Annotated in this window: 17 protein-coding genes and 1 pseudogene; 9 read left to right on the forward strand and 9 right to left on the reverse strand. The window is 74.7% G+C overall.

Going from position 1 to position 20638, the window contains the following annotated elements:
- Nucleotides 1-47: 47 nt before the first annotated feature.
- Entirely contained in the window at nucleotides 48-1067 is a 1020-nt protein-coding gene (locus ACFV9M_RS03795; protein WP_385063870.1) for a glutathione S-transferase family protein, read from the reverse strand.
- 75 nt (nucleotides 1068-1142) lie between these two features.
- Between ACFV9M_RS03795 and ACFV9M_RS03800 the strand changes: the two genes are divergently transcribed.
- Complete coding sequence (locus tag ACFV9M_RS03800) at nucleotides 1143-2204, forward strand: cation diffusion facilitator family transporter (RefSeq protein WP_385063872.1); 1062 nt, start codon at nucleotides 1143-1145, stop codon at nucleotides 2202-2204.
- A gap of 108 nt (nucleotides 2205-2312) precedes the next feature.
- On the opposite strand, the gene ACFV9M_RS03805 is transcribed toward ACFV9M_RS03800, so the two are convergent.
- The gene (locus ACFV9M_RS03805) at nucleotides 2313-2762 is read right to left on the reverse strand and encodes a nitroreductase family deazaflavin-dependent oxidoreductase (RefSeq protein ID WP_385063928.1); all 450 of its coding nucleotides are present in this window, start codon (nucleotides 2760-2762) and stop codon (nucleotides 2313-2315) included.
- 278 nt (nucleotides 2763-3040) lie between these two features.
- Between ACFV9M_RS03805 and ACFV9M_RS03810 the strand changes: the two genes are divergently transcribed.
- From ACFV9M_RS03810 to ACFV9M_RS03820, 3 genes are all read left to right on the forward strand, one after another.
- Nucleotides 3041-3556, forward strand: a complete 516-nt coding sequence (locus tag ACFV9M_RS03810) for a flavoprotein (protein WP_385063874.1) — start codon at nucleotides 3041-3043, stop codon at nucleotides 3554-3556.
- 109 nt (nucleotides 3557-3665) lie between these two features.
- Nucleotides 3666-4634, forward strand: a complete 969-nt coding sequence (locus ACFV9M_RS03815) for an aldo/keto reductase (RefSeq protein ID WP_385063875.1) — start codon at nucleotides 3666-3668, stop codon at nucleotides 4632-4634.
- Between the two features lie 301 nt (nucleotides 4635-4935).
- Nucleotides 4936-7062, forward strand: a complete 2127-nt coding sequence (locus ACFV9M_RS03820) for a ricin-type beta-trefoil lectin domain protein (RefSeq protein ID WP_385063877.1) — start codon at nucleotides 4936-4938, stop codon at nucleotides 7060-7062.
- 399 nt (nucleotides 7063-7461) lie between these two features.
- On the opposite strand, the gene ACFV9M_RS03825 is transcribed toward ACFV9M_RS03820, so the two are convergent.
- On the reverse strand, nucleotides 7462-9843 hold the full coding sequence (locus tag ACFV9M_RS03825) for a SpoIIE family protein phosphatase (RefSeq protein ID WP_385063879.1): 2382 nt from the start codon (nucleotides 9841-9843) through the stop codon (nucleotides 7462-7464).
- A gap of 384 nt (nucleotides 9844-10227) precedes the next feature.
- Between ACFV9M_RS03825 and ACFV9M_RS03830 the strand changes: the two genes are divergently transcribed.
- From ACFV9M_RS03830 to ACFV9M_RS03845, 4 genes are all read left to right on the forward strand, one after another.
- A complete protein-coding gene (locus tag ACFV9M_RS03830) occupies nucleotides 10228-12468 on the forward strand; it encodes a glycoside hydrolase family 9 protein (RefSeq protein ID WP_385063881.1) in 2241 nt (746 codons plus the stop codon).
- Nucleotides 12469-12553: 85 nt separating this feature from the next.
- Nucleotides 12554-12799, forward strand: coding sequence for a hypothetical protein (locus ACFV9M_RS03835; RefSeq protein WP_385063883.1), 246 nt, complete (start codon nucleotides 12554-12556; stop codon nucleotides 12797-12799).
- 3 nt (nucleotides 12800-12802) lie between these two features.
- Entirely contained in the window at nucleotides 12803-13180 is a 378-nt protein-coding gene (locus ACFV9M_RS03840; protein ID WP_385063885.1) for a toxin Doc, read from the forward strand.
- 319 nt (nucleotides 13181-13499) lie between these two features.
- Nucleotides 13500-15140: a ricin-type beta-trefoil lectin domain protein gene (locus ACFV9M_RS03845; protein WP_385063886.1), complete on the forward strand. Its 1641-nt coding sequence runs from the start codon at nucleotides 13500-13502 to the stop codon at nucleotides 15138-15140.
- A gap of 65 nt (nucleotides 15141-15205) precedes the next feature.
- On the opposite strand, the pseudogene ACFV9M_RS03850 reads toward ACFV9M_RS03845, so the two are convergent.
- Both ACFV9M_RS03850 and ACFV9M_RS03855 read right to left on the reverse strand, forming a co-directional pair.
- Nucleotides 15206-15349: pseudogene (locus ACFV9M_RS03850) on the reverse strand (alpha-hydroxy-acid oxidizing protein); the annotation flags it as partial.
- Nucleotides 15350-15371: 22 nt separating this feature from the next.
- Nucleotides 15372-16067, reverse strand: coding sequence for an alpha/beta fold hydrolase (locus tag ACFV9M_RS03855; protein ID WP_385063888.1), 696 nt, complete (start codon nucleotides 16065-16067; stop codon nucleotides 15372-15374).
- A 391-nt stretch (nucleotides 16068-16458) separates the two neighbouring features.
- On the opposite strand from ACFV9M_RS03855, the gene ACFV9M_RS03860 reads away from it, so the two are divergent.
- Nucleotides 16459-16890, forward strand: a complete 432-nt coding sequence (locus tag ACFV9M_RS03860) for a subtilase-type protease inhibitor (protein ID WP_385063890.1) — start codon at nucleotides 16459-16461, stop codon at nucleotides 16888-16890.
- A gap of 217 nt (nucleotides 16891-17107) precedes the next feature.
- On the opposite strand, the gene ACFV9M_RS03865 is transcribed toward ACFV9M_RS03860, so the two are convergent.
- The 4 genes from ACFV9M_RS03865 to ACFV9M_RS03880 form a co-directional block, all read right to left on the reverse strand.
- Nucleotides 17108-17266 carry a CDGSH iron-sulfur domain-containing protein gene (locus ACFV9M_RS03865; RefSeq protein ID WP_385063930.1) on the reverse strand — a complete coding sequence of 53 codons (159 nt, stop codon included), beginning with the start codon at nucleotides 17264-17266 and terminating at the stop codon, nucleotides 17108-17110.
- Nucleotides 17267-17594: 328 nt separating this feature from the next.
- Nucleotides 17595-18269, reverse strand: a complete 675-nt coding sequence (locus ACFV9M_RS03870; protein WP_385063892.1) for a HemK2/MTQ2 family protein methyltransferase — start codon at nucleotides 18267-18269, stop codon at nucleotides 17595-17597.
- On the reverse strand, nucleotides 18270-19277 hold the full coding sequence (locus tag ACFV9M_RS03875) for an iron-containing redox enzyme family protein (protein ID WP_385063894.1): 1008 nt from the start codon (nucleotides 19275-19277) through the stop codon (nucleotides 18270-18272).
- A 169-nt stretch (nucleotides 19278-19446) separates the two neighbouring features.
- Entirely contained in the window at nucleotides 19447-20451 is a 1005-nt protein-coding gene (locus ACFV9M_RS03880) for a Ppx/GppA family phosphatase (protein ID WP_385063896.1), read from the reverse strand.
- Nucleotides 20452-20638 lie beyond the last annotated feature (187 nt).

A 20638-nucleotide genomic window follows, 5' to 3' on the forward strand; every position in this document is an offset into this window, starting at 1 on the left:
ACGGAGGGGAGGGAGGACGGGAAGACGGGAGGGAGGACGGCGGGACGTCAGGGCCGGCCCCGGGAGGGGACCTCCTCACCGGCGCGCACCGGGCCCGGCGGTGTCCCCTCGCCGAACGGGCGCCCGCCGAGTTCCTCCCGGTGGTGCGGGCTCAGCCAGCCCGACAGGTCGGGCCCGAGGGGGACGATCCGGGTCGGGTTGATCCCGGTGTGCACCTGGTAGTAGTGCCGCTTGATGTGGTCGAAGTCGACCGTGTCACCGAAGCCGGGCGTCTGGAACAGATCCCGGGCGTACGCCCACAGGACCCGGTCCTCCGTCAGCTTCCAGCGGTTGCACTTGAAGTGGCCGTGGTACACGGCGTCGAAGCGCACCAGTGTGGTGAACAGCCGGATGTCCGCCTCGGTGAGGGTGTCGCCGACGAGGTAGCGCCGTCCGGCCAGCCGGGACGACAACCGCTCCAGGCGCCGGAAGACACCCGCGCAGGCCTCCTCGTACGCGCCCTGCTCATGGGCGAAACCCGCCCGGTACACGCCGTTGTTGACGTCCTCGTACATCTCGGCCATGACCGCGTCGATCTCGTCGCGCCGCCGGCTCGGGTACAGGTCGGGCGCGCCGGGGCGGTGCAGGCCGGTCCACTCGGTGGCGAGGTCGAGGGTGATCCACCCGTAGTCGTTGGTGACCAGCTTGCCGCTGGGCACGTCCACGACGGCCGGCACGCTCACCCCGCCCGGGTAGCCGGTCTCCCGCGCGTCGTACGCCTCGGCGAGGTACCGGATGCCGAGGACCGGGTCGCGGCCGCCGGGGTCGAGGGTGAAGCGCCAGCTGCGGTCGTCCTGGACCGGATCGGCGATCGCCATCGACAGGGCGTTCTCCAGACCGAGCAGCCGCCGGGAGATCACCGCCCGGCTCGCCCACGGGCAGGCACGGCTGACCACCAGGCGGTAGCGGCCGGCCTCCACCGGCCAGCCGTCCCGGCCGTCCGCGGTGATCCGGTCGGCGAAGTGGCTCTTCGAGCGTTTGAACGCCGTGTGGCCGTAGTCACGGTTGCCGTCGCTCCCGCCGCTCATGGTTCGTTCCTCCCGCTGGTGGTGCATGGGTGTCCCGCACACAACGCGTTCCCCGTTTTCCGCCGACGGCACGGTGTGAGGGCGACCGGCCGGGGCATTCGCCGGAGGGTGACTGGGACATCCTCGGAACGCACCACGCGACGAAGCACCGGAGAGCGAGCGGCGACGGACGGGGGCGGGCACGCCAGGAGCGCGGCGGACCGCAGGACACGCGTCACCGTGTTGGTGGCGCTCGCGGCCAACCTGGTCATCGCCGTGGCCAAGGCGGTGGGGGGCCTGCTGACGGGTTCCCCCGCCCTGCTGTCGGAGGCGGCGCACTCCGTGGCCGACAGCCTCAACGAGGTGTTCCTGCTGGCCGCGCTGCGCCGCAGCCGCCGCCCGGCCGACCGGCGCCACCCCTTCGGCTACGGCAAGGAACGCTTCTTCTGGTCGCTCCTCGCGGCCGTCGGCATCTTCGTCATGGGCGGCTGCTTCTCCTTCTTCCAGGGCGTCGAGGCCCTGCGGACCGGAGGCGAGGAGTCGTTCGGCGGTTACGTGGCCGGCCTGGCCGTGCTCGGCGTCGCCTTCCTCGCCGAAGGGGCCTCCCTCGCCCGGGCCCTGCACCAGGTGCACCGCCAGGGCGGCACGGCCGGCCTGCGCGACCCCGCCCTGCGCACGGTCGTCGCCGAGGACGGCACGGCCGTGCTCGGCGTCACGCTCGCCGCGGCCGGCATGGTCCTGCACATGGTCACGGGACAGGTGGTGTGGGAGGCGTGTGCCTCGCTCGCGATCGGAGCGCTGCTCGTCTTCGTGGCCTACCGCCTCGGCCGGGAGGCCCGCGACCAGTTGATCGGGGAGGCCGCCGACCCCGAGATCGACCGGCGCATCCAGGCGCTGCTGGCGGCCCAGCCGGAGATCGACAGCGTGGAGGCGCTGTTCACGATGAAGACGGGCATCGACTCCGTCCTCGTGGCGGCCCGGGTCGACCTCATGCCCGGCATGGACAGCGAGCGGGTCGAGGAGGTCGCCGTCCGGATCAAGCGTTCGATCGCCGGCATCGTCCCCGAGGCGCACCGGATCTTCCTCGACGTGACCGACCGCCCGGCCCAGGAGGCACGGGAAAGCCCCGCCGCGACGGGGGAACGCGGCGGGGCCTGACCTTCACGTGCCCGGCCCTGAGGCGGCCATGCACCGGGCGGGCAGATTTTTCTACGCGTTTTTTCTACGCGTTCCCCACGAGGTTCGCAGTCCCGGAGCCCGCGCGGATCAGTGGCGGTCGACCGGCTCCAGGACGAAGACGGGGATCTCCCGGTCGGTCTTCTCCTGGTAGTCCGCGTACGGCGGGTACGCGGCGACCGCGCGCTTCCACCACGCGGCCTTCTCCTCGCCGGTGACCTCACGGGCCGTCATGTCCTGCCGCACCGGCCCGTCCTGGAGCTCCACCCGGGGGTCGGCCTTGAGGTTGTGGTACCAGACGGGGTGCGTGGGCGCCCCGCCCTGGGAGGCGACCACGGCGTACCGCCCGTCGGCCTCGACCCGCATCAACGGCGTCTTGCGGATCTTCCCGCTCTTCGCTCCCCGGGTCGTCAGCAGGACCACGGGCAGCCCCGTGTCCCGCAGCGTCGTCCCCTGTGTGCCGCCGGAGCTCTCGTAGAGCTCCACCTGCTCGCGCACCCACCGGGTCGGGCTGGGTTCGTACTCGCCCTCGAGAGGCATGGCATCCATCCCCTTCATCGTCATGTCACCGTCCTGGCGTCGGCGCGTCGCCGTCCCCGCCGCACGCAGCGTCAACACCGTCGTGCGCGGGTATCATCCACACGGCGCCCGGCACCGACGCCCGCACCACCATCCTCACCGCCGCCCCCCTCCTCACCCCGCTCGACACGAGTGCCGTCACCGGCCGCCCGCCGGCGCGGACCGCCCACCCCTTCGAGACGCGGACCGCCCCACCCCTTCGAGAGGGGCCACCCGCCCTCGTTCAGTAGGGTTCACACGTGACCGAACAGGACGAGAAGCCGCCCTTCCTCTACGTCGTCGTCTGCGCCGCGGGCATCGCCGCCGACGTCGGCCGGCTGATCACCGCCGCGCAGGAGCGGCACTGGCACGTCGGTGTCATCGCCACTCCTCCCGCCATGAACGGCTTCTTCGACACCGCCGCCGTCGAGGCGCAGACCGGCCGCCCGATCCGCTCCGCCTGGCGGCGTCCGGGCGACCCGCGGCCCTTCCCCGAGCCCGACGCGGTCGTGGTCGCGCCGGCCACCTTCAACACCATCAACAAATGGGCGGCCGGCATCGCCGACACCCTCGCCCTGGCCACCCTGTGCGAGGTGTCCGGCCTGGGCGTCCCCGTCGGCGTCCTGCCCTGCGTGGCCGACGCGCTGGCCGCCCACCCCGCCTACCAGGAGAGCCTGATCCGGCTGCGCGGGACGGGCGTGCGGTTCGGATACCCCTACTCGGGCGCGCCGGGGGAGGAGTTCGGGTGGGAACGGGCGCTGGACCTGGTCGAGTGAGCCGGACCGCGCCGGCCGTGGCCGCGGCGGAGCCGGCGTCCGGCCCCGGGCGCGGGGACCACGACGTAGGCTCCCGTCGGTAGCCCACACGACGTCAGGAGCGGCGACGATGCAGTACGTGAAGCTCGGTTCGACGGGTCTGGACGTGTCACGGATCTGTCTGGGGTGCATGACCTACGGACTTCCCGACCGGGGCACGCACGAGTGGACCCTCGACGAGGAGGCGTCCCGTCCGCTCATCCGGCAGGCGCTGGACGCCGGCATCACCTTCTTCGACACCGCCAACGTCTACTCCGACGGCACCAGCGAGGAGATCGTCGGCAGGGCGCTGCGCGACTTCGCCCGGCGCGACGAGATCGTGCTCGCCACGAAGGTGCACGGCCGGATGCGTCCCGGCCCCAACGGCGGCGGCCTGTCCCGCAAGGCGATCCTCACCGAGATCGACCACAGCCTCACCCGCCTCGGCACCGACTACGTCGACCTCTACCAGATCCACCGCTTCGACCCGCACACCCCGGTCGAGGAGACGATGGAGGCGCTGCACGACCTGGTCAAGGCGGGCAAGGTGCGTTACCTCGGGGCGAGTTCGATGTACGCCTGGCAGTTCTCCAAGATGCAGTACACCGCCGAGCTGCACGGCTGGACGAGGTTCGTGTCCATGCAGAACCACTACAACCTCCTCTACCGCGAGGAGGAGCGCGAGATGCTCCCGCTCTGCGCCGACCAGGGCGTCGGTGTCCTGCCCTGGAGCCCGCTGGCCCGGGGCCGCCTCACCCGCGACTGGGGCACCGTCACCGAGCGCAGCACCCAGGACGACTTCGGCAGCCGCCTCTACCTGGACGGCGACCGCTCGATCGTCGAGGCCGTCACCCGTATCGCGAACGACCGGGGCGTCCCCCGCGCCCGGGTGGCCCTGGCCTGGCTGCTGCACCAGGACACGGTGACGGCGCCCGTCATCGGCGCGTCGAAGCCGCACCACATCGAGGACGCCGCCGCGGCCGTGGAACTGAGGCTCAGCGACAAGGAGCTGGAGGAACTCCGGCAGCCCTACGCCCCGCACCCGATCTCCGGCCACTGAGCACGTCGATCGACGACTCGTCAATAGTTCGCGCGGACAGTGCCAGGCGCGAAAGCGCGGCATCCCTTGTTCCGCCTGGTACGCCTGTGCGAGGGTGGGCCTTGTCGGCGCACGGACATCAATTCCCCCACCGTGCGCACGAGGCGCCTCACGTTCACATCCCCCACGCTTCAAAAGAGCTGCTCACCGGACGTTCGAGGTGTCGAACACTGTGCGAGGGGATCCCGTCGGCCGTGCGCCGAGGGGTCCGCATACCGGTAGGTATGGACTTCAAGCCGCAGTCCCCGGAAGGAATGCAGCCGTGAAAGACGCAGGCCTGTCGAATTCCCCTTCGGCGCGCCGCTCCGAGGTGACGGACGAACAGCTGGGCACCGAGCTGAAGAACTGGACCGGAGCGTCGCCCGCGCTGCATCCCGTCGGTGAACTCCTCGACCGGCACTGGGAAGCGGTCCTCGCCTACGCGCGCCTGTGCGCCCACGGGGAGCGCGCGGCCGGCATGCTCACCACGGCGGCGTTCACCCGGCTCTTCGGGGAGACCCTGCGGCAGAACGGCCCGACCGCCGCCTGGCGCCCCCAGCTGCTGGTCACCGTGCGCCGCATCGCCGCGGAGTGGGACTCCGACGGCCGCCGCGACCTGATCCACCCCGACCTGCGCGCCGCCGGGGGCGACGCCGACCGCCTGGCCGCCCGCCTGCTCCCGCCGGTGAACCGGCGCCTGCTGTCCCGGGCGTTCCAGCGGCTGCCCCAGACGGCCCGCTGCCTGCTGTGGCACATCGAGGTCGAGACCGAACCCCTCGCCGTCCCCGCCGGCCTGCTCGGCATGGAGGACGAGGGCGCCCGGATCGAACTGCGCAGGGCCCGCGAACGGCTGCGCGAGGAGTGCCTCCAGCTCCACCGCGAGCTCGCCGTCGAAGAGGAGTGCCACCGGTACCACCGGCTCCTCGACGCCACCTGCCGCCGGGGCGGCGCGGACGTCGACCCCGACCTGCGCGCCCACCTCGACCAGTGCCGGCACTGCGCGCACACCGCCGACCAGCTGAACCAGTTCGACGCCCACTTCGGCGTCGCGCTCGCCGAGGGCGTGCTGGGCTGGAACGCCGCGGCGTACATGGCGGTCCGGGCGGCCGGCACCGACGCCCCCGCCGACGCCTCGGCGGACGCCCCCGCCGACGGAGGCGGCGCGGTACCGGGCGAGGCGTTCACCGACGACACGCCCGTCCCCGACGCCTCCGTACCGGCCGGCCCCCTTCCCGCAGCCCCGGACCCCCTCCCCGCCGCCGGACCTCGCACCCGCCGGGGCACCCGCCCCCGGACCGCCCCGCGCAAGACCTCCGGCACCGCACGGCGCGGCACCCCCGCCACCGCACCGCACACCGCCCCCGCCACCGCACCGCACGCCGGCCCCGCCGCGGCGGAACCGAGCTCCGCCGCGGCGGAGCCGAACCTCGACGCCGCGGAACCGCGCCCCGGCACCTCGGGCGCCGACGCCGACGCCCGTCCCGTGTCGCGCCGTGCCGCCCAGAAGGCCGCCCGCCGCGCACGTCGCCGCACTGTGGCCGCCGCCGTCCTCACCGTCAGCGGGCTGATCGTCGCCCCGCTCGTGCTGTGGTCCGTCCTCGGCTCCGGCGACGGCGCGGACCCGGCCGGCGGCGACGAGGCCCGCCTGACGCCGGGCCCGGCCACGGACACCTCCGGCCCGTCCTGGACGGGCGCGGGCTCGGAGACCCAGGGCACCCTGCGCGGCCGTCTGCACAACGTCGCCTCCGGGCTGTGCGTCGGCATCGCCGGCGGGAAGGCCGTCCAGGGCGCCGAGACCCAGCTCGCCACCTGCTCCTCCGCCGCCGGGCAGCAGTGGTCGTACGAGACGGACGGGCTGCTGCGCAGCGCCGAGGAGCCCGATCTCTGCGTCGACTCGCGGCTCGGCTACTCGGTGCGGCTCGCGCCCTGCACGGAGGGCGGCACGTACGTCCGCTACGACTTCACGCTCCAGGGCACGCTGGTCCCGCGCGGGAGCCAGAACCTGGCGCTCGCCCCCGCCGCCACCGACGGCTCGGGCGCCGTCGTCCTGAAGAACCGTGACGAGGGTGCGGCCCAGCGCTGGGTGATCGACACCTCGCAGCCCGATCCCCAGCTCCAGTTCGTCAACTGGGGCGGCGACGCCACCGCGGAGTCAACCCCCGCCCCTGTGTCCCGGACCCCGCAGCCGGCCACCGCCACGCCCGCCCCCGAGCCGTCCGCCACCCCGACGGCGGCTCCGAGCCCGTCGGCCACGGGCTCCGCGTCCGGCACCGGCACGGCCTCCTGCGCGCCCGGCTCCTCGTCCCCCTGCGCGCGGGACGGCGAACCGGATTCCCCCGGCGGATCGGGTGACGGCGACGGCGGACGAGGGGACGCCGGTGGCGCGGGCTCCGGCGGCGGGCGCCGCTGACCCGGGCCGCCCGGGTCTGGGCCGCCCGCGATCCGGGCCGCCCGCGATCCCAAGGACGCGATCCGGGCCGCCCACGATCCGGGCCCCCGCGATCCCAGATGGACGCGATCCCGGACGGACTCAGTCCCGGACGGACTCGGTCCCGGACGGACTCGGTCCCGGCGGACGCGGATCCGACCGTCCGGATGCCGGGACGGAACCCCAGGACGGGACCCCAGGACGGGACCCCAGGACGGGGCCCGGGGACCCCAGGACAGGACCCCAGGACGGGACCCGGGGACCCCAGGACAGGACCCCAGGACGGGACCCGGGGACCCCAGGACGGCTCCTGGGCCGAGGGACCCCGGGACGGCCAGGCGTCGCCGCTCCTCCGTGCCCCTTCCTCGCCCCTTCGCCCCTCTACTCCTCGTCGAACAGCCCGAGTTCCGCCCAGATGGTCTTCCCCTCGGCGGTGTGCCGGCTGCCCCACCGCTGGGTGAGCTGGGCGACCAGCAGCAGTCCCCGGCCGCCCTCGTCGAAGGTCTTCGCGCGGCGCAGGTGCGGGGCGGTGTGGTTGGTGTCGGAGACCTCGCAGATCAGCGTGGAGGCGTCGTGGATCAGCCGGAGCCGGATGGGGCGGGCGCCGTACCGGATGGCGTTGGTGACCAGCTCGCTCACCACCAGCTCGGCCGTGAAGGACGCCTCGATCATGTGCCAGCGCTCCAGCTGATCGACGACCTGCTTGCGGATCGGCGCGACGAGCGCGGGATCCGGGGGGATGTCCCAGGTCGCGACCTGGGAACTGGGCAGCCCCCGGGTGCGGGCGAGCAGCAGGGCCACGTCGTCGGAGGCACCGCCCTGGGGAAGCAGCGAGTGCAGGACGCGGTCGCAGGTGTCGTCCAGGGAGGCCGAGTACGCGGCCAGCGCGTCGCGCAGCACCTCGTGACCGGCGTCCACGTCCCGCTCCCGGGATTCGATCAGGCCGTCGGTGTAGAAGGCGAGCACCGAGCCCTCGGCGAGCTCCAGCTCGGCCGACTCGAACGGCAGCCCGCCCAGGCCCAGCGGGGGACCCGCGGGCAGCTCCACCTGACGCGCTGCGCCGTCCGGCGGCAGCAGCAGGGGCGTCGGGTGCCCGGCCCGGGCCATGCTGCAGCGCCGTGAGACGGGGTCGTACACCGCGTACAGGCACGTCGCGCCGACCTCGCCGGTGCTGCCGTCGCCGCCCGCCTCCTCCGAGAGCCGGACGACCAGGTCGTCGAGGTGGGTGAGGAGCTCGTCGGGGGCGAGGTCGATGTCGGCGAGGGTGCGCACGGCGGTGCGCAGCCGGCCCATGGTGGCCGAGGCCTGGATGCCGTGCCCCACGACGTCGCCCACCACCATCGCGACCCGCAGCCCGGACAGCGGGATCACGTCGAACCAGTCGCCGCCCACCCCCGCCCGGGCGGCCGGCAGATAACGGGAGGCGGCGTCGACGGCGGCGGTGCGGGGCAGGGAGCGCGGGAGCAGACTGCGCTGGAGGGCCAGGGCGGTCTCGCGTTCCCGGGAGTAGCGGCGGGCGTTGTCGATGCAGACGGCGGCGCGGGCCGTGACCTCCTCGGCCAGCAGGACGTCGTCGGGCGAGAAGGGGTCCTGGCGCCGGTAGCGGGTGAAGACGACGACGCCGAGGGTGGTGCCCCGGGCCTGGATCGGCACGGACATCGTGGAGTGGATGCCGTACTCCGTCACCCGGTCCACCCGCCGATCGTCCCAGGCGCGCCAGGCGTCGAGGTCGCCGGAGGGCACCGGGGACACGACGCTGCGGCCGGCGAGCAGGGAGGTGGCCTGCGGGGACGCCTCGGGGTAGAAGTCGATCTGGCCGGGCTTGGCCACGGCCTCCGGGGAGCCCGGGGTGATGGAGTGGTGCGCCGCCCGCCGCAGGTGCACCGGAGCGGTCAGCGGGCCGGTCGTCTCCTCGCCGGGCTCCGGCGGGTCGAGCAGGTCGACGCTGACGAAGTCGGCCAGGGCCGGCACGCACACCTCGGCCAGTTCCTGGGCGGTCCGGGTGACGTCGAGGGTGCTGCCGATGCGCACGCTCGCCTCGTTGACCAGCTGGAGCCGCTCCCGGGCGAGGAAGTGCCCGGTGAAGTCGTGCGCGGTCACACAGACGCCCCGCACCTGTCCCGAGGCGTCGGTGAGCGGCGCTATGCGCATGAGCCAGGCGTGCGGCCGCTCCTCGCCCGTCGCCTTCATGAAGGTCTGCATCTCGTAGCGCTCGCCGGTGGCCAGGACCCGGCGCATGTACGCCTCGACCTCCTCGCCCTGCGGGGCGGGACCGACGTCGCCGGCGCGCAGACCGCGGATGCGGCCGGCAGGCAGCTCGATCAGTTCGGCCATGGCGTCGTTGACGGCGCGCAGGTGCAGCCGGTCGTCGAAGACCACCGTGGCGCAGGGCGACTGGGTGAGGGCCGCCCGCAGCAGCTCGTCGTCCTCCGGCGCCGGGTATTCGGCGGCCAGCGGGCTCACGGCGAGCCAGGTGACGGGGCCGCCGTCCGCCGGGGGTCTGCGGCGGGCGAGCAGCCAGACGGACACGGTGTGCCCCTCGCGGTGCCGCAGCGCCACGGTGCCGCTCCAGCGCTGGTCACCGGGGCCGGGCGGCGGGGCGCCGTCGTCGGCCAGGAGCGCGGCGGCGGGCCGGCCGACGACCTCGGCGGGCTCGTAGCCCAGCAGGCGGCGCGCTCCCTCGCTCCACCGGGTCAGCGTGCCGTCCTCGTGGATGACCGCCCGCGCCGTCGAGGCGTCGTCGAACGGGTAGTCCGGGCTCATCGTTCCACTCCATCGCGGACACTCACAGTGAACAGACACGTCACGTGCGTTCCACCTTAGTGCTTGTGGGCCCGGCGCGGAGCGGAACCGTTCCGGCCCTCCCATCGGATGACGAACGGGAGCGAACCGGGCGGCGGGAGGCGCGTTGAAGCGCGCGGGAGCGGAAGCGTGCGGCGGGGCGCCCGCCGGCCGGCGCGCACCCGGCGGCCACCCTCCGTGAGCGCTCCGTGCGCCGGACGGCCCGAAGCCCCGTCGGCGGCTCCCCGCAGGCCGTTCCGTCCGAACCGTTGACGGGGTGTCATGAAGCCGACAAACATGTCCGCGACCGTCCTTTGGGAGCGCTCCCATCGCAGGCGCTTCCCCGAGTCGCCCAGGAGACCGGACGTGACACGACGCAGAACCACCCTGCTGACCCTGGCGGTCCTGCTGGGCTCGGCGCTCACCGCGCTGCCCGCGGGTCCCGCCGCGGCCGAGGAGGTCGAGCAGGTCAGGAACGGCACCTTCGACACCGCCCTCGACGGCTGGTGGAACAGCAACGCGGGCGCCGCCCCCTCCGACGGCCGGCTGTGCGCGGACGTACCGGGCGGCACCACCGACCGCTGGGACTCCGCCGTAGGCCAGGACGGCATCACCCTGGTGAAGGGGGAGACCTACCGGTTCGCCTTCACGGCGTCCGGCGTCCCCGAGGGGCACGTGGTCCGGGCGATCGTGGGTCGGTCGGTCACGCCGTACGAGACCTGGTACGAGGCGAGCCCCGTGCTCACCGGGTCGGCCGGCTCGTACTCCTACACCTTCACCTCGCCGGTCGACTCCGCCGAGGGCCAGGTCGCCTTCCAGGTCGGCGGCGCCGCGGAACCCTGGCGGTTCTGCCTCGACGACGTGTCCCTGCTGGGCGGGGTGCCACCGCAGGTGTACGAGCCGGACACCGGGCCGCGGGTCCGCGTCAACCAGGTCGGCTACCTGCCCGCCGGGCCGAAGAACGCCACCCTCGTCACCGACGCCACCACCGGGCTGCCCTGGGAGCTGCGGAACGCCGCGGGGGACGCCGTCGCGCGGGGCCGGAGCGTGCCGCGCGGCGTCGACGCCTCCTCCGGCCAGAACGTGCACTCCATCGACTTCGGCGCGTACCGCACCCGAGGCACCGGCCTCACGCTCGTCGCGGACGGCGAGACCAGCCACCCCTTCGACATCGGTACCGCCGCCTACGAGCGCCTCGGGCTGGACGCGGTCAGGTACTACTACACCCAGCGCAGCGGCACCGCGATCCGCGACGACCTGCGGCCCGGCTACGCGAGGGCCGCCGGCCACCTCGGCGTCGCCCCCAACCAGGGCGACACGTCCGTCCCCTGTCAGCCCGGGGTGTGCGACTACACCCTCGACGTCAGCGGCGGCTGGTACGACGCCGGCGACCACGGCAAGTACGTCGTCAACGGCGGCATCGCCACCTGGGAACTCCTCAGCACCTACGAACGCTCCCTGCACGCCCGCACCGGCCGGCCGGCGAGGCTCGGCGACGGCACGCTCGCCCTGCCCGAGAGCGGCAACGGCGTCCCGGACGTCCTCGACGAGGCCCGCTGGGAGCTGGAGTTCCTGCTGAGGATGCAGGTCCCGGACGGACAGCCCCTCGCGGGCATGGCCCATCACAAGATCCACGACGAGCAGTGGACCGGCCTGCCGCTGCTGCCCGCCGACGACCCGCAGAAGCGCGAACTGCACCCGCCGACCACCGCGGCGACCCTCAACCTGGCGGCGGCCGCCGCCCAGGCGGCCCGCCTCTACCAGCCCTACGACAAGGCCTTCGCCGCCCGGGCCCGCACGGCCGCCCGCAAGGCCTGGACGGCGGCCCTCGCCCACCCCGCCGTGTACGCCGACCCGGCCGACGGCACCGGCGGCGGCGCCTACAACGACGACGACGTCACCGACGAGTTCTACTGGGCCGCCGCCGAGCTCTACCTCACCACCGGCGAGAAGCGGTTCGCCGACCACGTCCTCGCCTCGCCCGTCCACACGGCCGACATCTTCGTCCCCTACGGCTTCGACTGGTCCAGGACCGCCGCCGCCGGACGCCTCGACCTCGCGACCGTCCCCAGCGGGCTGCCCGGCCGCGACGCGGTCCGCCGCTCCGTGGTCGCCGGCGCCGACACCTACCTCGCCACCCTGCGGGCCCACCCCTACGGCATGCCCTACGCCCCCGACGGCAACCGCTACGACTGGGGCTCCGCCCACCAGGTCCTCAACAACGCCGTCGTCGTCGCCACCGCCCACGACCTCACCGGCGCCCCGAAGTACCGCGACGGCGCCCTCCAGAGCATGGACTACGTCCTCGGCCGCAACGCGCTCAACATCTCCTACGTCACCGGCTACGGCGACGTCCACGCCCACCGGCAGCACAGCCGCTGGTACGCCCAGCAGCTCGACCCGGCCCTCCCCGCACCCCCGGCCGGCACCCTCGCGGGCGGCCCCAACTCGAGCATCCAGGACCCCCTCGCCCAGTCCGTGCTCAAGGGCTGCGTCGGACAGTTCTGCTACATCGACGACATCCAGTCCTGGTCGACGAACGAGACCACGATCAACTGGAACGCGGCACTGGCGCGGATGGCGTCCTTCGCCGCCGACCAGGGATAGGGCCAGCCCCTTCGCGGTACCGCCACGCCGACGCTGTGACCTGCGGCTATTTACGCCTCAGTACCCTAGCGGTACCGTGAAGGGCATGCCAGCCCTCAATGTGGAGTTCAGCGATCGCGAGCTGGAGGACCTGCGGCAGATCGCCAAGGAACGCGGTACGTCGATGAAGGCGCTCGTCCGGGAGGCCGCCGCGGCCGACATCGCGCGCCACCGGGCGCTCCAGGAGGGAGCGGAGGCGTTCCGGCAGTTCTTCGCGTCCCACGCCGACGAGTTCGCGGCCGCCTTCCCCGACGACGAACCACCCCTCAGGAGCGAGGGGCGGGTCGCCTGACCGATGACACCCGTCATCCACATCGACGTGCCCTGGCTGCTCCAGCGCCACGAAGAGGTCCTGCCCGACCAGCCGACCGTCAACGACTTCTCCGCGCTGGTCGCCGCCGTCGCCCGGCACCGGGTCGACCCGCCCCGCCTCGGCGTGGACTCCGACCCGGCCTGGCGGGCCGCCGCGCTGCTGCACACCCTCGCGCTGCTCAAACCCCTGCCGTCGGCCAACGCGCGCTTCGCCTGCGCCACGGCGGTGGCGTACATGTTCGTCAGCGGCGTCGGCATCGACCCGCTCTACGGCGCCCTCGTCGACCTGGCCCGGGACCTGATCGACGGCAAGGCCGACGTGTACGGTGCCGCGGACCGCCTGCGGTCCTGGCAGATCTGACGGCACCGGCCCGGGATCCCGCCGCGGACTGGCGGGCCGCCGGCGCGGGTCGCGCACCCAGGCGCGGGAAGCACGCGCCGGATGGTCGACACGCTTGCGCGGAACGGGACATCACGCGCTGAACCGGGCCCGCGTCATCGACATTCCCTCAACAACGGCCCAATGTCCCCGGCAACTTGTTGCGCACGACTCGGTTGTGCGAAGGTGAGCCACTCGTGCGGGGGGCCGAGGCCCGGACCGGTGTGCCCCGCGGATCGCCGGCGGAGGCGAACGCGCCCCCCGACGCGCCGAACACGTACGCACCGAAGGAAGCCGCTCAGTGCTCACCCCTCCTCGCCCTCCCCACCCCCCGCCCGGCGCGGGACCCCGGGAATCCGACGAGCTGCTCGCCGCGGGGGTGCGCGGTGGCACGGACAGCGAGGTCGGCCGGTCCACCGCGCTGCTGATCGCGCGGCACTGGCAGCCGGTGCACGAATACGCGGTCATCTGTCTCGCCTCCCCCGCGCACGTCGCGTCCATGGTCGCCACGGCCGCGTTCCACCAGGTCTTCGACCGGCTGAAGCTGGGCGAGCCGGGCGCCGCGCTGCGCCCCCGTCTGCTGGTCACCGTGCGGGACACGATCCGGCTGTGGGCCGCCGATCCGGCACTGGCCCGGGGCGTGCCGGAGCTGCGCAAGCCCGCGGGCGCCCGCGGGATGCGCGCCGCCCAGTCCATGACCCCCGAGAACCGGGTGCTCACCGAGCGCGCCTTCCAGGGCCTGCCCGAAGCCGCCCGCTGCGTCCTGTGGCACCTCGAGGTCGAGGCGGAACCGGTTGACGTCGTCGCCGGCCTGCTGGGCATGGACGCCGACGTGGTCACGGCCCTGCACGAACACGCCCGCGACAAGCTGCGCGAGGGCTGCGTGCGCGCCCACCGGGACCTCGCGCCCAGCAAGGACTGCCGCTTCCACAACCGGCTCCTCGACGTGCCCATGCGCCGTGGGGGCGACCTCCTGCCGGACGTCCGCCGGCATCTGGACGCCTGCCGCTACTGCCGGTCGGCGGCCGAGCAGCTCGGCCACTTCGAGGGCGATCTGGGGACGCTGCTGGCCGAGGCGGTACTCGGCTGGGGCGCCCGCCGCTACGTCGACTCCCGCCCCGGCCGCGCGGTCCGGCAGGGCGCACGGCTCAGGAGGGCGCGTCGGCGCCGCGGCAGGGGCTCCGGCGGCACGCTCCGCACCACCCTGTTCGACCTCGTCCCCTCCCCGCGCCGCCGCCCGGCCGGCCACCCGCCGCGCTCGCCGCGGTCGTTGATGACGGGCGTCGGCCTCGCCTCGGCCGGACTGCTCACCACCCTGCTCGCCGCCGGAGTGTGGTCGGACGACGGCGCCGACCCGGCCGCCTCCACCGGGGCCGCGGGCGACGCCGCCTCCCGCACCGGTTCGCAGGCCGGACCCACCGCGACGCCCTCGGCCCCGGACACCGCCCGACTGCCGGCCGTGCCGTCCCGGACCCGGCTGCGCAACGCCGCCGCCGGCCTGTGCCTGGACATCCGGGGCGAGGTGCGGCCGGGTGCCGCCGTCCAGCTGGCGGAGTGCTCCGCCGAGCCGGCCCAGCTGTGGTCGTACGCGGACGACGGCCAGCTGCGCAGCGTCGCCTCCCCCGGACTGTGCGTGGACTCGCACGCGGACGCCGGGATCGTCATCCTCGGCCCGTGCGCCGCGCCGGCCGGCTCCCGTGCCGACGACGTCCGCTACGACCTCACCGTGCAGGGTGAGTTGCTGCCCCGCTGGGACGGCACGCTCGCCCTCGCCTCCGCCGGCGCGGACCCGGGCGCCGACGTCGTCGTCAGGGTCCGGGACCGCTCCGCCGGCCAGCGGTGGCTGACCGACGCCGCCACGTCCGGCACCGGTCCCCGGGAGATCGCCGGCCAGGAGATCCTGCCGGCGCGCCCCGCGGGCCGGTCCGACCGCACGGCCTGACGGCCCGCCCGCCCCGACGGACGGTCACCCCGCCTTCCCGGCGGGGTGGTTCGGGCGCAAGGGCACCGGCGCAGCGCGTCGGCGGCCGCGACCGATCCGGCGACCTGGCGGCCGCCGTGGTGGGACACCACCACGCCGTCCATCCCGGCGTCCGCGGCCTGCCGGGCGTCGTCCGGGTGCAGGACGCCCTCCAGGACGATCGGCCCGTCCCGTACCAGCCGGTAGGGTCGGTCAGCGGGGAGCGGCCGACGCGCGCAGGACGCGGGTCAGGTCGCGCGGCCGCGAGAACATCGGCCAGTGGCCGGTGTCCAGCTCCACCAGCTCCCACCGGTCGCTCCGGAGCAGCTCCGCGACGGCGGGCAGGGGTTCCTCCCCGTCCAGCAGGCACTTGACGTACGTCGCCGGCAGCTCGGCGGGCGAGCGCCGCGGGGCCGCCGCTTCGGTGAGCGTGGCGCCCGGGTGCGGGGTCGAGCCGTCGACGATCCGGCGGATCTGCTCGTCCGTCAGGCCCTGGCCCGCGTACTCGTCGGCGGTGAGCGGGGGCCAGAAGCCGGCGTGGGCCGCGATCGACGCCCGTACCGGGTCGCTCGGCCAGCCCGACAGGAACGACTCCCCGGCGACGGGCACGTTCGCGTCGACGAACACCACCCGCCGCAGCCGCTCGCCGATGCGCTCGGCCGCCAGTCCGACCGGTATCCCGGAGTAGCTGTGCCCGACCAGCACCACGTCCGTCAGGCCCAGCCGGCCGACCTCGTCGACGACATCGCCGACATGCGTCTCCAGGCCCGCCGCGGTGCCCTGCCGGTCGGCGAGCCCGGACAGCGTCAGCGGATGGGCGTCGTCGCCGGCGGCACGCAGTTCGGCCGCCACCTCGTCCCACGCCCACGCACCGAGCCAGGCCCCCGCCACCAACACGAAATGAGTCATGCCCGCACCGTAGCCGGGGGGTGTGACAACGGCGGCTCGGCAGCCTGCGTGCCCCGGACGGGGGACACATCCGCCGGCGGGAGGCGGCCGTCGGGTGAATGGCGCCGGCCCGCGGAGTGGGACGCGACGCGGAAGCGGAATGTTTCCGGACGATTGCCGAGCCTATGAGAATCGGTCACTCCGGCGGAGCGGCGGATCATGAAGCGCTTGCCTACGGCGTTGGAACGTTCGAACTCCGTGACTTCGCGCCACTGATTCAATACGCAAGGTTACTGAAACCCGTGGGGTCGATGTGAGTTCCGGGCGCGGAGTCGGCAGACTCGCCGTCGCCGCGTCCGGCTCCGATCGCGCCGGAGCGGCCCACCCCGAATCGAGCGGAAGGATGCACACAATGCGGAACACCGCGCGCTGGGCAGCGACCCTCGGCCTCACGGCCGCCGCCGTCTGCGGACCCGTCACCGGGCCCGCGCTCGCCGCCCCGGCCGCCCCGGCCTCGCTCTACGCCCCGTCGGCCCTGGTGCTCACGCTGGGACACGGAGAGAGAGCCGCCGCCGTCAGCCCGTCCCGTGCCGTCACCCTCACCTGTGCGCCGACGCCCTCCGGCAGCCACCCGGCGCCGGTCGAGGCCTGCGCCGAACTGCGCGCCGCCGGCGGTGACCTGGAGACCCTGACGGTCCCGGGCGACGCGTTGTGCACCAAGCGCTACGACCCCGTCGTCGTGACCGTCGACGGGGTCTGGGACGGCAGGCGCGTCTCCTACGAGCGCCTGTTCCCCAACGAGTGCGTGAAGAACTCCTCCGGGAGCGTTCTCCTCGCGTTCTGAGACCGGGATCGCGTGGCCCCCGTGGACGCCGCGACAGGTCCGTGAGATGGGGAGCACGGGCCACTGACACGGGACCACCGCGATCCCGCGCCAGGGGCCGGCCGGGCGGAGTGGGGCCGCCCGCCGGTCCCTGGCATCGCCCCGCGCCCGCGCACCGCCGCGGGCGCGGGGTCCGCACGGGCGCGGTGGCGGGGCAGGTGCCGCCGGGGGCGCGGCGTCAGGCCCGGTCGCGATGGCTGGTGTCGCACCACGGATACCGGCGGCTGCGCCGGCAGGTGCACAGCGCCACCCGGAACCGGTCGGAGGTGACCGTGGAACCGTCCTCCAGCTCCACCTCCACCGGCCCCTCCACGAGCAGGGGACCCCGGCGTCGCATGGTGATCCGGCGGGGCGGGGCGGCGGGGGAGCGCCGCTCGCCGACGGACGGCGGCTCGTCCGCCGGAACCGGCATGCCGGCTGCCGGGGAGGGGGCGTCACCCGAAGGTGGCCCAGCCGGTGGGCGCGAGTCGGCGAGGAGCCGCCGCTCGTCCGCGGAAGGCGGTCCGGCCGGTGGGCGGGGCGCGGTGAGCGGGTGTGGCCCGGTCCGGGCGTGCGGTTCGGTGAGCCGGCGCTGCCCGGCCGTCGGGCGCGGCTCGGCGGGGGAGCCGGGCGGGGCCGTCGGGCGCGGCTCGGCGGGGGAGCCGGGCGGGGCCGTCGGGCCCTGCTCAGCAGGGGAGTTCTGCACGGACCACCACCAGTTCCTCGTCGTTCTCGCCGGCGGACAGCAGTCCGCGCTCGCGCAGCCAGTCCGCGCGTGAGCGCAGGACCGGCCCGAAGGGGATGCGGCGACGCCGGGTCACCGCGGCCTTGAGGCCCGTCGCGCGCAGATGCGCCAGGGTGCGGTCGGGGTCGCTCAGCGCGGAGTGCACCATCAGCAGCACCCCGCCGGGCCGCAGCAGCGCGGGTGCCTGGTGGCAGATCCGGTCCACCACCAGCCGGCCGTCCCCGCCCGCGTCCCAGGCCCGGGCCGGGCCCCGCGGCGCACGGCCGCCGGACGGAGCCGGCACGTACGGCGGGTTCGTCAGGATCAGGTCGAAGGAGAGCCCGCGGACGGGCTCGAAGAGGCTGCCGTGCCGCACGCGCACCGGCAGCCGGGCCCGCCACGCGTTGCAGCGCGTCGCGCACACCGCCCGCCACGACACGTCGACGGCGGTCACGCGGCCCCCGCGCCGGGCCGCCTCCAGGGCGAGCGCGCCGGATCCGGTCCCCACGTCGAGGACGTCCGCGCCCGACACGAGCGGTTCTTCGGACAGCGCCCCGGCCAGCAGGTCGGTGTCCTCCTGAGGGGCGTACACGCCCGGAAGTACCAGCGGATTCACGACGACCAAGTACCCGGACAATCAGGAAATATGAGCCATTTCCGCGTTGAGGGGGGTGCGCAGTGAGGAGCGTCCCGCGCGCCAGGCCGCGAGCAGACGTGCGGCGAGGCGGTCCTCCAGCAGCCCGGTGACGTCGATGCCGAAGGCGATGTCGGGAGCCAGGTGCGGCTCCTCTTCCAGCAGACCCGCGATCACCTCGTGCCGGACGACCTGTTCGTGCACCGCGTCGGCCTCGACGTGCTCGTCGTAGAAGTACGCCGCGGCGGGACCGGCGCCCGTGCGGCGCATCGCCTCGGCGAGCCGCCGGGAGCCGGGGGAGGAGGTGATCTCGACCGCCGCGAAGTGCCCCACGAGAGCGCCCCGCAGGGAGCGGTGCAGACCGAGCAGGGACATGAGGTTGACCGTGGCCAGCGTCTCGGCGCACGCGGCGTCGAGATAGCGGCCGTAGGCGGTGTCCAGGCCCAGGTCCGTCATCAGGTTCGCGAACAGGCGTGCGTGGACCCGGTCGGGGCGGCCGCCGCCGTACTCGTCGAACTCCACCGCCGCCATGGCGGCCTTCGCCCGGCCCCACAGCCGGGGCAGCACCCACGCGTGCGGGTCGGCCTCCTTGAGGTGGTAGAGGGAGCGCTGTGCCGCGTACTCGCGCACCTGCCACAACTCGCCCTCGTCGCGCAGGAAGTGCGATACGCCGTCGGCCTCCACGGGCTCGACGAGGAGCTCCGCGAGCGCGTCGTCGACGCTGTCGTGCACCGGGGTGTCGGCGCGCAGGGCGGCCAGGAAGCGCCGTTCCAGCGCCGCCCGGACGCCCAGCAGCCCCGGGTCCCACTCCAGGTCGGCGCTCACCCCGGCGAACCCGCGGTAGTGCAGCTCGTAGCAGAGGTACAGGGCCAGCTGGAGGTCGTCGCCGTACGGGTGCGCGTCCGTGGCCGCCTCGGCGGGCGGCAGCGGGCCGGTGCCCAGCAGGTGGGCCCGGACGGCCCCCGAAAGGGGGCCCCGGGCGGCCGGCAGTCGTGGTCCTTCGTGTGCCATGCGCGCCGGGTACCCCGAGGTGAGGGCGCCATCCCCGGCCGTACCGCCGCTCCCGCGCCGTCCGGCCGCCGGCCCGCCGCCCGGGTGAGGGGCCGGTACGGCGGTACGGGTCGGCGGCGGCCGGTACACCGGTGCGGGTGAGGGGGCGTCTTACGGCCGCAGCGGCGGATCAGTGGGCCGCGGCGACGCGCAGGGGCACCGGATCCGGCGGAGCGACCTCCTCGGCGAGCCGGGCGACCTCCGCCCACCAGGACGCGCCGTCCTCGATGTGGCGCAGCATCACGCCCTCGCGGATCGCCCACGGGCAGACGGTGACCGTCCGCAGGCCGATCAGCTTCATCGCCGTGTGCCCGACCAGCGCGCCCGCCAGGCTCTGCGCGGCGCGCGGAGCGGAGATGCCGGGCAGTGCCGCCCGCTCCGCGGCGGGCAGCACGGCGAGCCGTTCGACCGCCCGGCCCAGGTCGCGGCTGTCCAGCGTGCGGGCGACGAACGGGCCGTGGCGTCCGGGCGGGGCCCCGCACAGCCGCCCCAGCTGCTGGAACGTACGCGAGGTGACCACCGCGGTGCGCGGCCCCTCCCAGCGGATCCGGGCGGCCACGTCCCGCAGCTGGTGGCGCACCTTGCGGCGCAGCGCGCGCACCTGCTCGGGAGCCGGCGGGTCCTGCTCCCCGAAGAACTCGTGGGTCAGCCGGGCCGCCCCGAGCGGCAGCGAGGCCACGAAGTCCGGCAGCCGGCCCCTGCCGAACGCCACCTCGAACGAGCCGCCCCCGATGTCCATGAGCGCGAGCGGCCCCGAACGCCAGCCCATCCAGCGCCGGGCGCCGAGGAAGCTCAGCTCGGCCTCCACCTCGCCCGGCAGGGTGCACAGCGGCACACCGGTGCCCGCGCGGACGGCGCGCAGCACCTCCCGCCGGTTCGGCGCGTTGCGCACCATGGCGGTCGCGAACGCCAGCGGGCTCGTCGCCCCCCACCGGGTCGCGGTGCGGCTCGCGGCGGCGACCGCCCCCACGAGCTGTTCGACGGCCCCCTCGGGGATCGGCTCGCCCGGCTTGACCTGCTCGGACAGGCGCAGCCGCCACTTGGCCGTGTGCACCGGCAACGGCACGCCGTCCTCGGAGTCGGCCACGACCAGCCGCACAGTGTTGGATCCCACGTCCAGCACGCTGATTCTCATGGATGGGCGAGTACCCAGGGGGGCGCCTTCCTTCCCACGCGCGCGGGGGGCGCACGCCGCGCCGGGGGCGCACACCGCCGCGGGGGAGTGGTCCCGAGAGCGGTCCCGCGGTGGGCGCACGGGCCCGGTCCGACGCGCGCGGAGGCCGCCGGAGCCGGCCCCGACGCAACGCGCGGATGCCGCCGGA

It is taken from the genome of Streptomyces sp. NPDC059895 (assembly GCF_042731035.1).
In the GTDB taxonomy this organism is placed as follows: Bacteria; Actinomycetota; Actinomycetes; order Streptomycetales; family Streptomycetaceae; genus Streptomyces.

Coding starts and splice junctions, on each gene's coding strand:
- ACFV9M_RS03880 (WP_385063896.1), bottom strand. CDS start 20,451: ATGAGAATCAGCGTGCTGGACGTGGGATCCAACACTGTGCGGCTGGTC.
- ACFV9M_RS03840 (WP_385063885.1), top strand. CDS start 12,803: ATGACACCCGTCATCCACATCGACGTGCCCTGGCTGCTCCAGCGCCAC.
- ACFV9M_RS03855 (WP_385063888.1), bottom strand. CDS start 16,067: ATGACTCATTTCGTGTTGGTGGCGGGGGCCTGGCTCGGTGCGTGGGCG.
- ACFV9M_RS03825 (WP_385063879.1), bottom strand. CDS start 9,843: ATGAGCCCGGACTACCCGTTCGACGACGCCTCGACGGCGCGGGCGGTC.
- ACFV9M_RS03795 (WP_385063870.1), bottom strand. CDS start 1,067: ATGAGCGGCGGGAGCGACGGCAACCGTGACTACGGCCACACGGCGTTC.
- ACFV9M_RS03835 (WP_385063883.1), top strand. CDS start 12,554: ATGCCAGCCCTCAATGTGGAGTTCAGCGATCGCGAGCTGGAGGACCTG.
- ACFV9M_RS03875 (WP_385063894.1), bottom strand. CDS start 19,277: ATGGCACACGAAGGACCACGACTGCCGGCCGCCCGGGGCCCCCTTTCG.
- ACFV9M_RS03815 (WP_385063875.1), top strand. CDS start 3,666: ATGCAGTACGTGAAGCTCGGTTCGACGGGTCTGGACGTGTCACGGATC.
- ACFV9M_RS03860 (WP_385063890.1), top strand. CDS start 16,459: ATGCGGAACACCGCGCGCTGGGCAGCGACCCTCGGCCTCACGGCCGCC.
- ACFV9M_RS03805 (WP_385063928.1), bottom strand. CDS start 2,762: ATGCCTCTCGAGGGCGAGTACGAACCCAGCCCGACCCGGTGGGTGCGC.
- ACFV9M_RS03865 (WP_385063930.1), bottom strand. CDS start 17,266: ATGCGACGCCGGGGTCCCCTGCTCGTGGAGGGGCCGGTGGAGGTGGAG.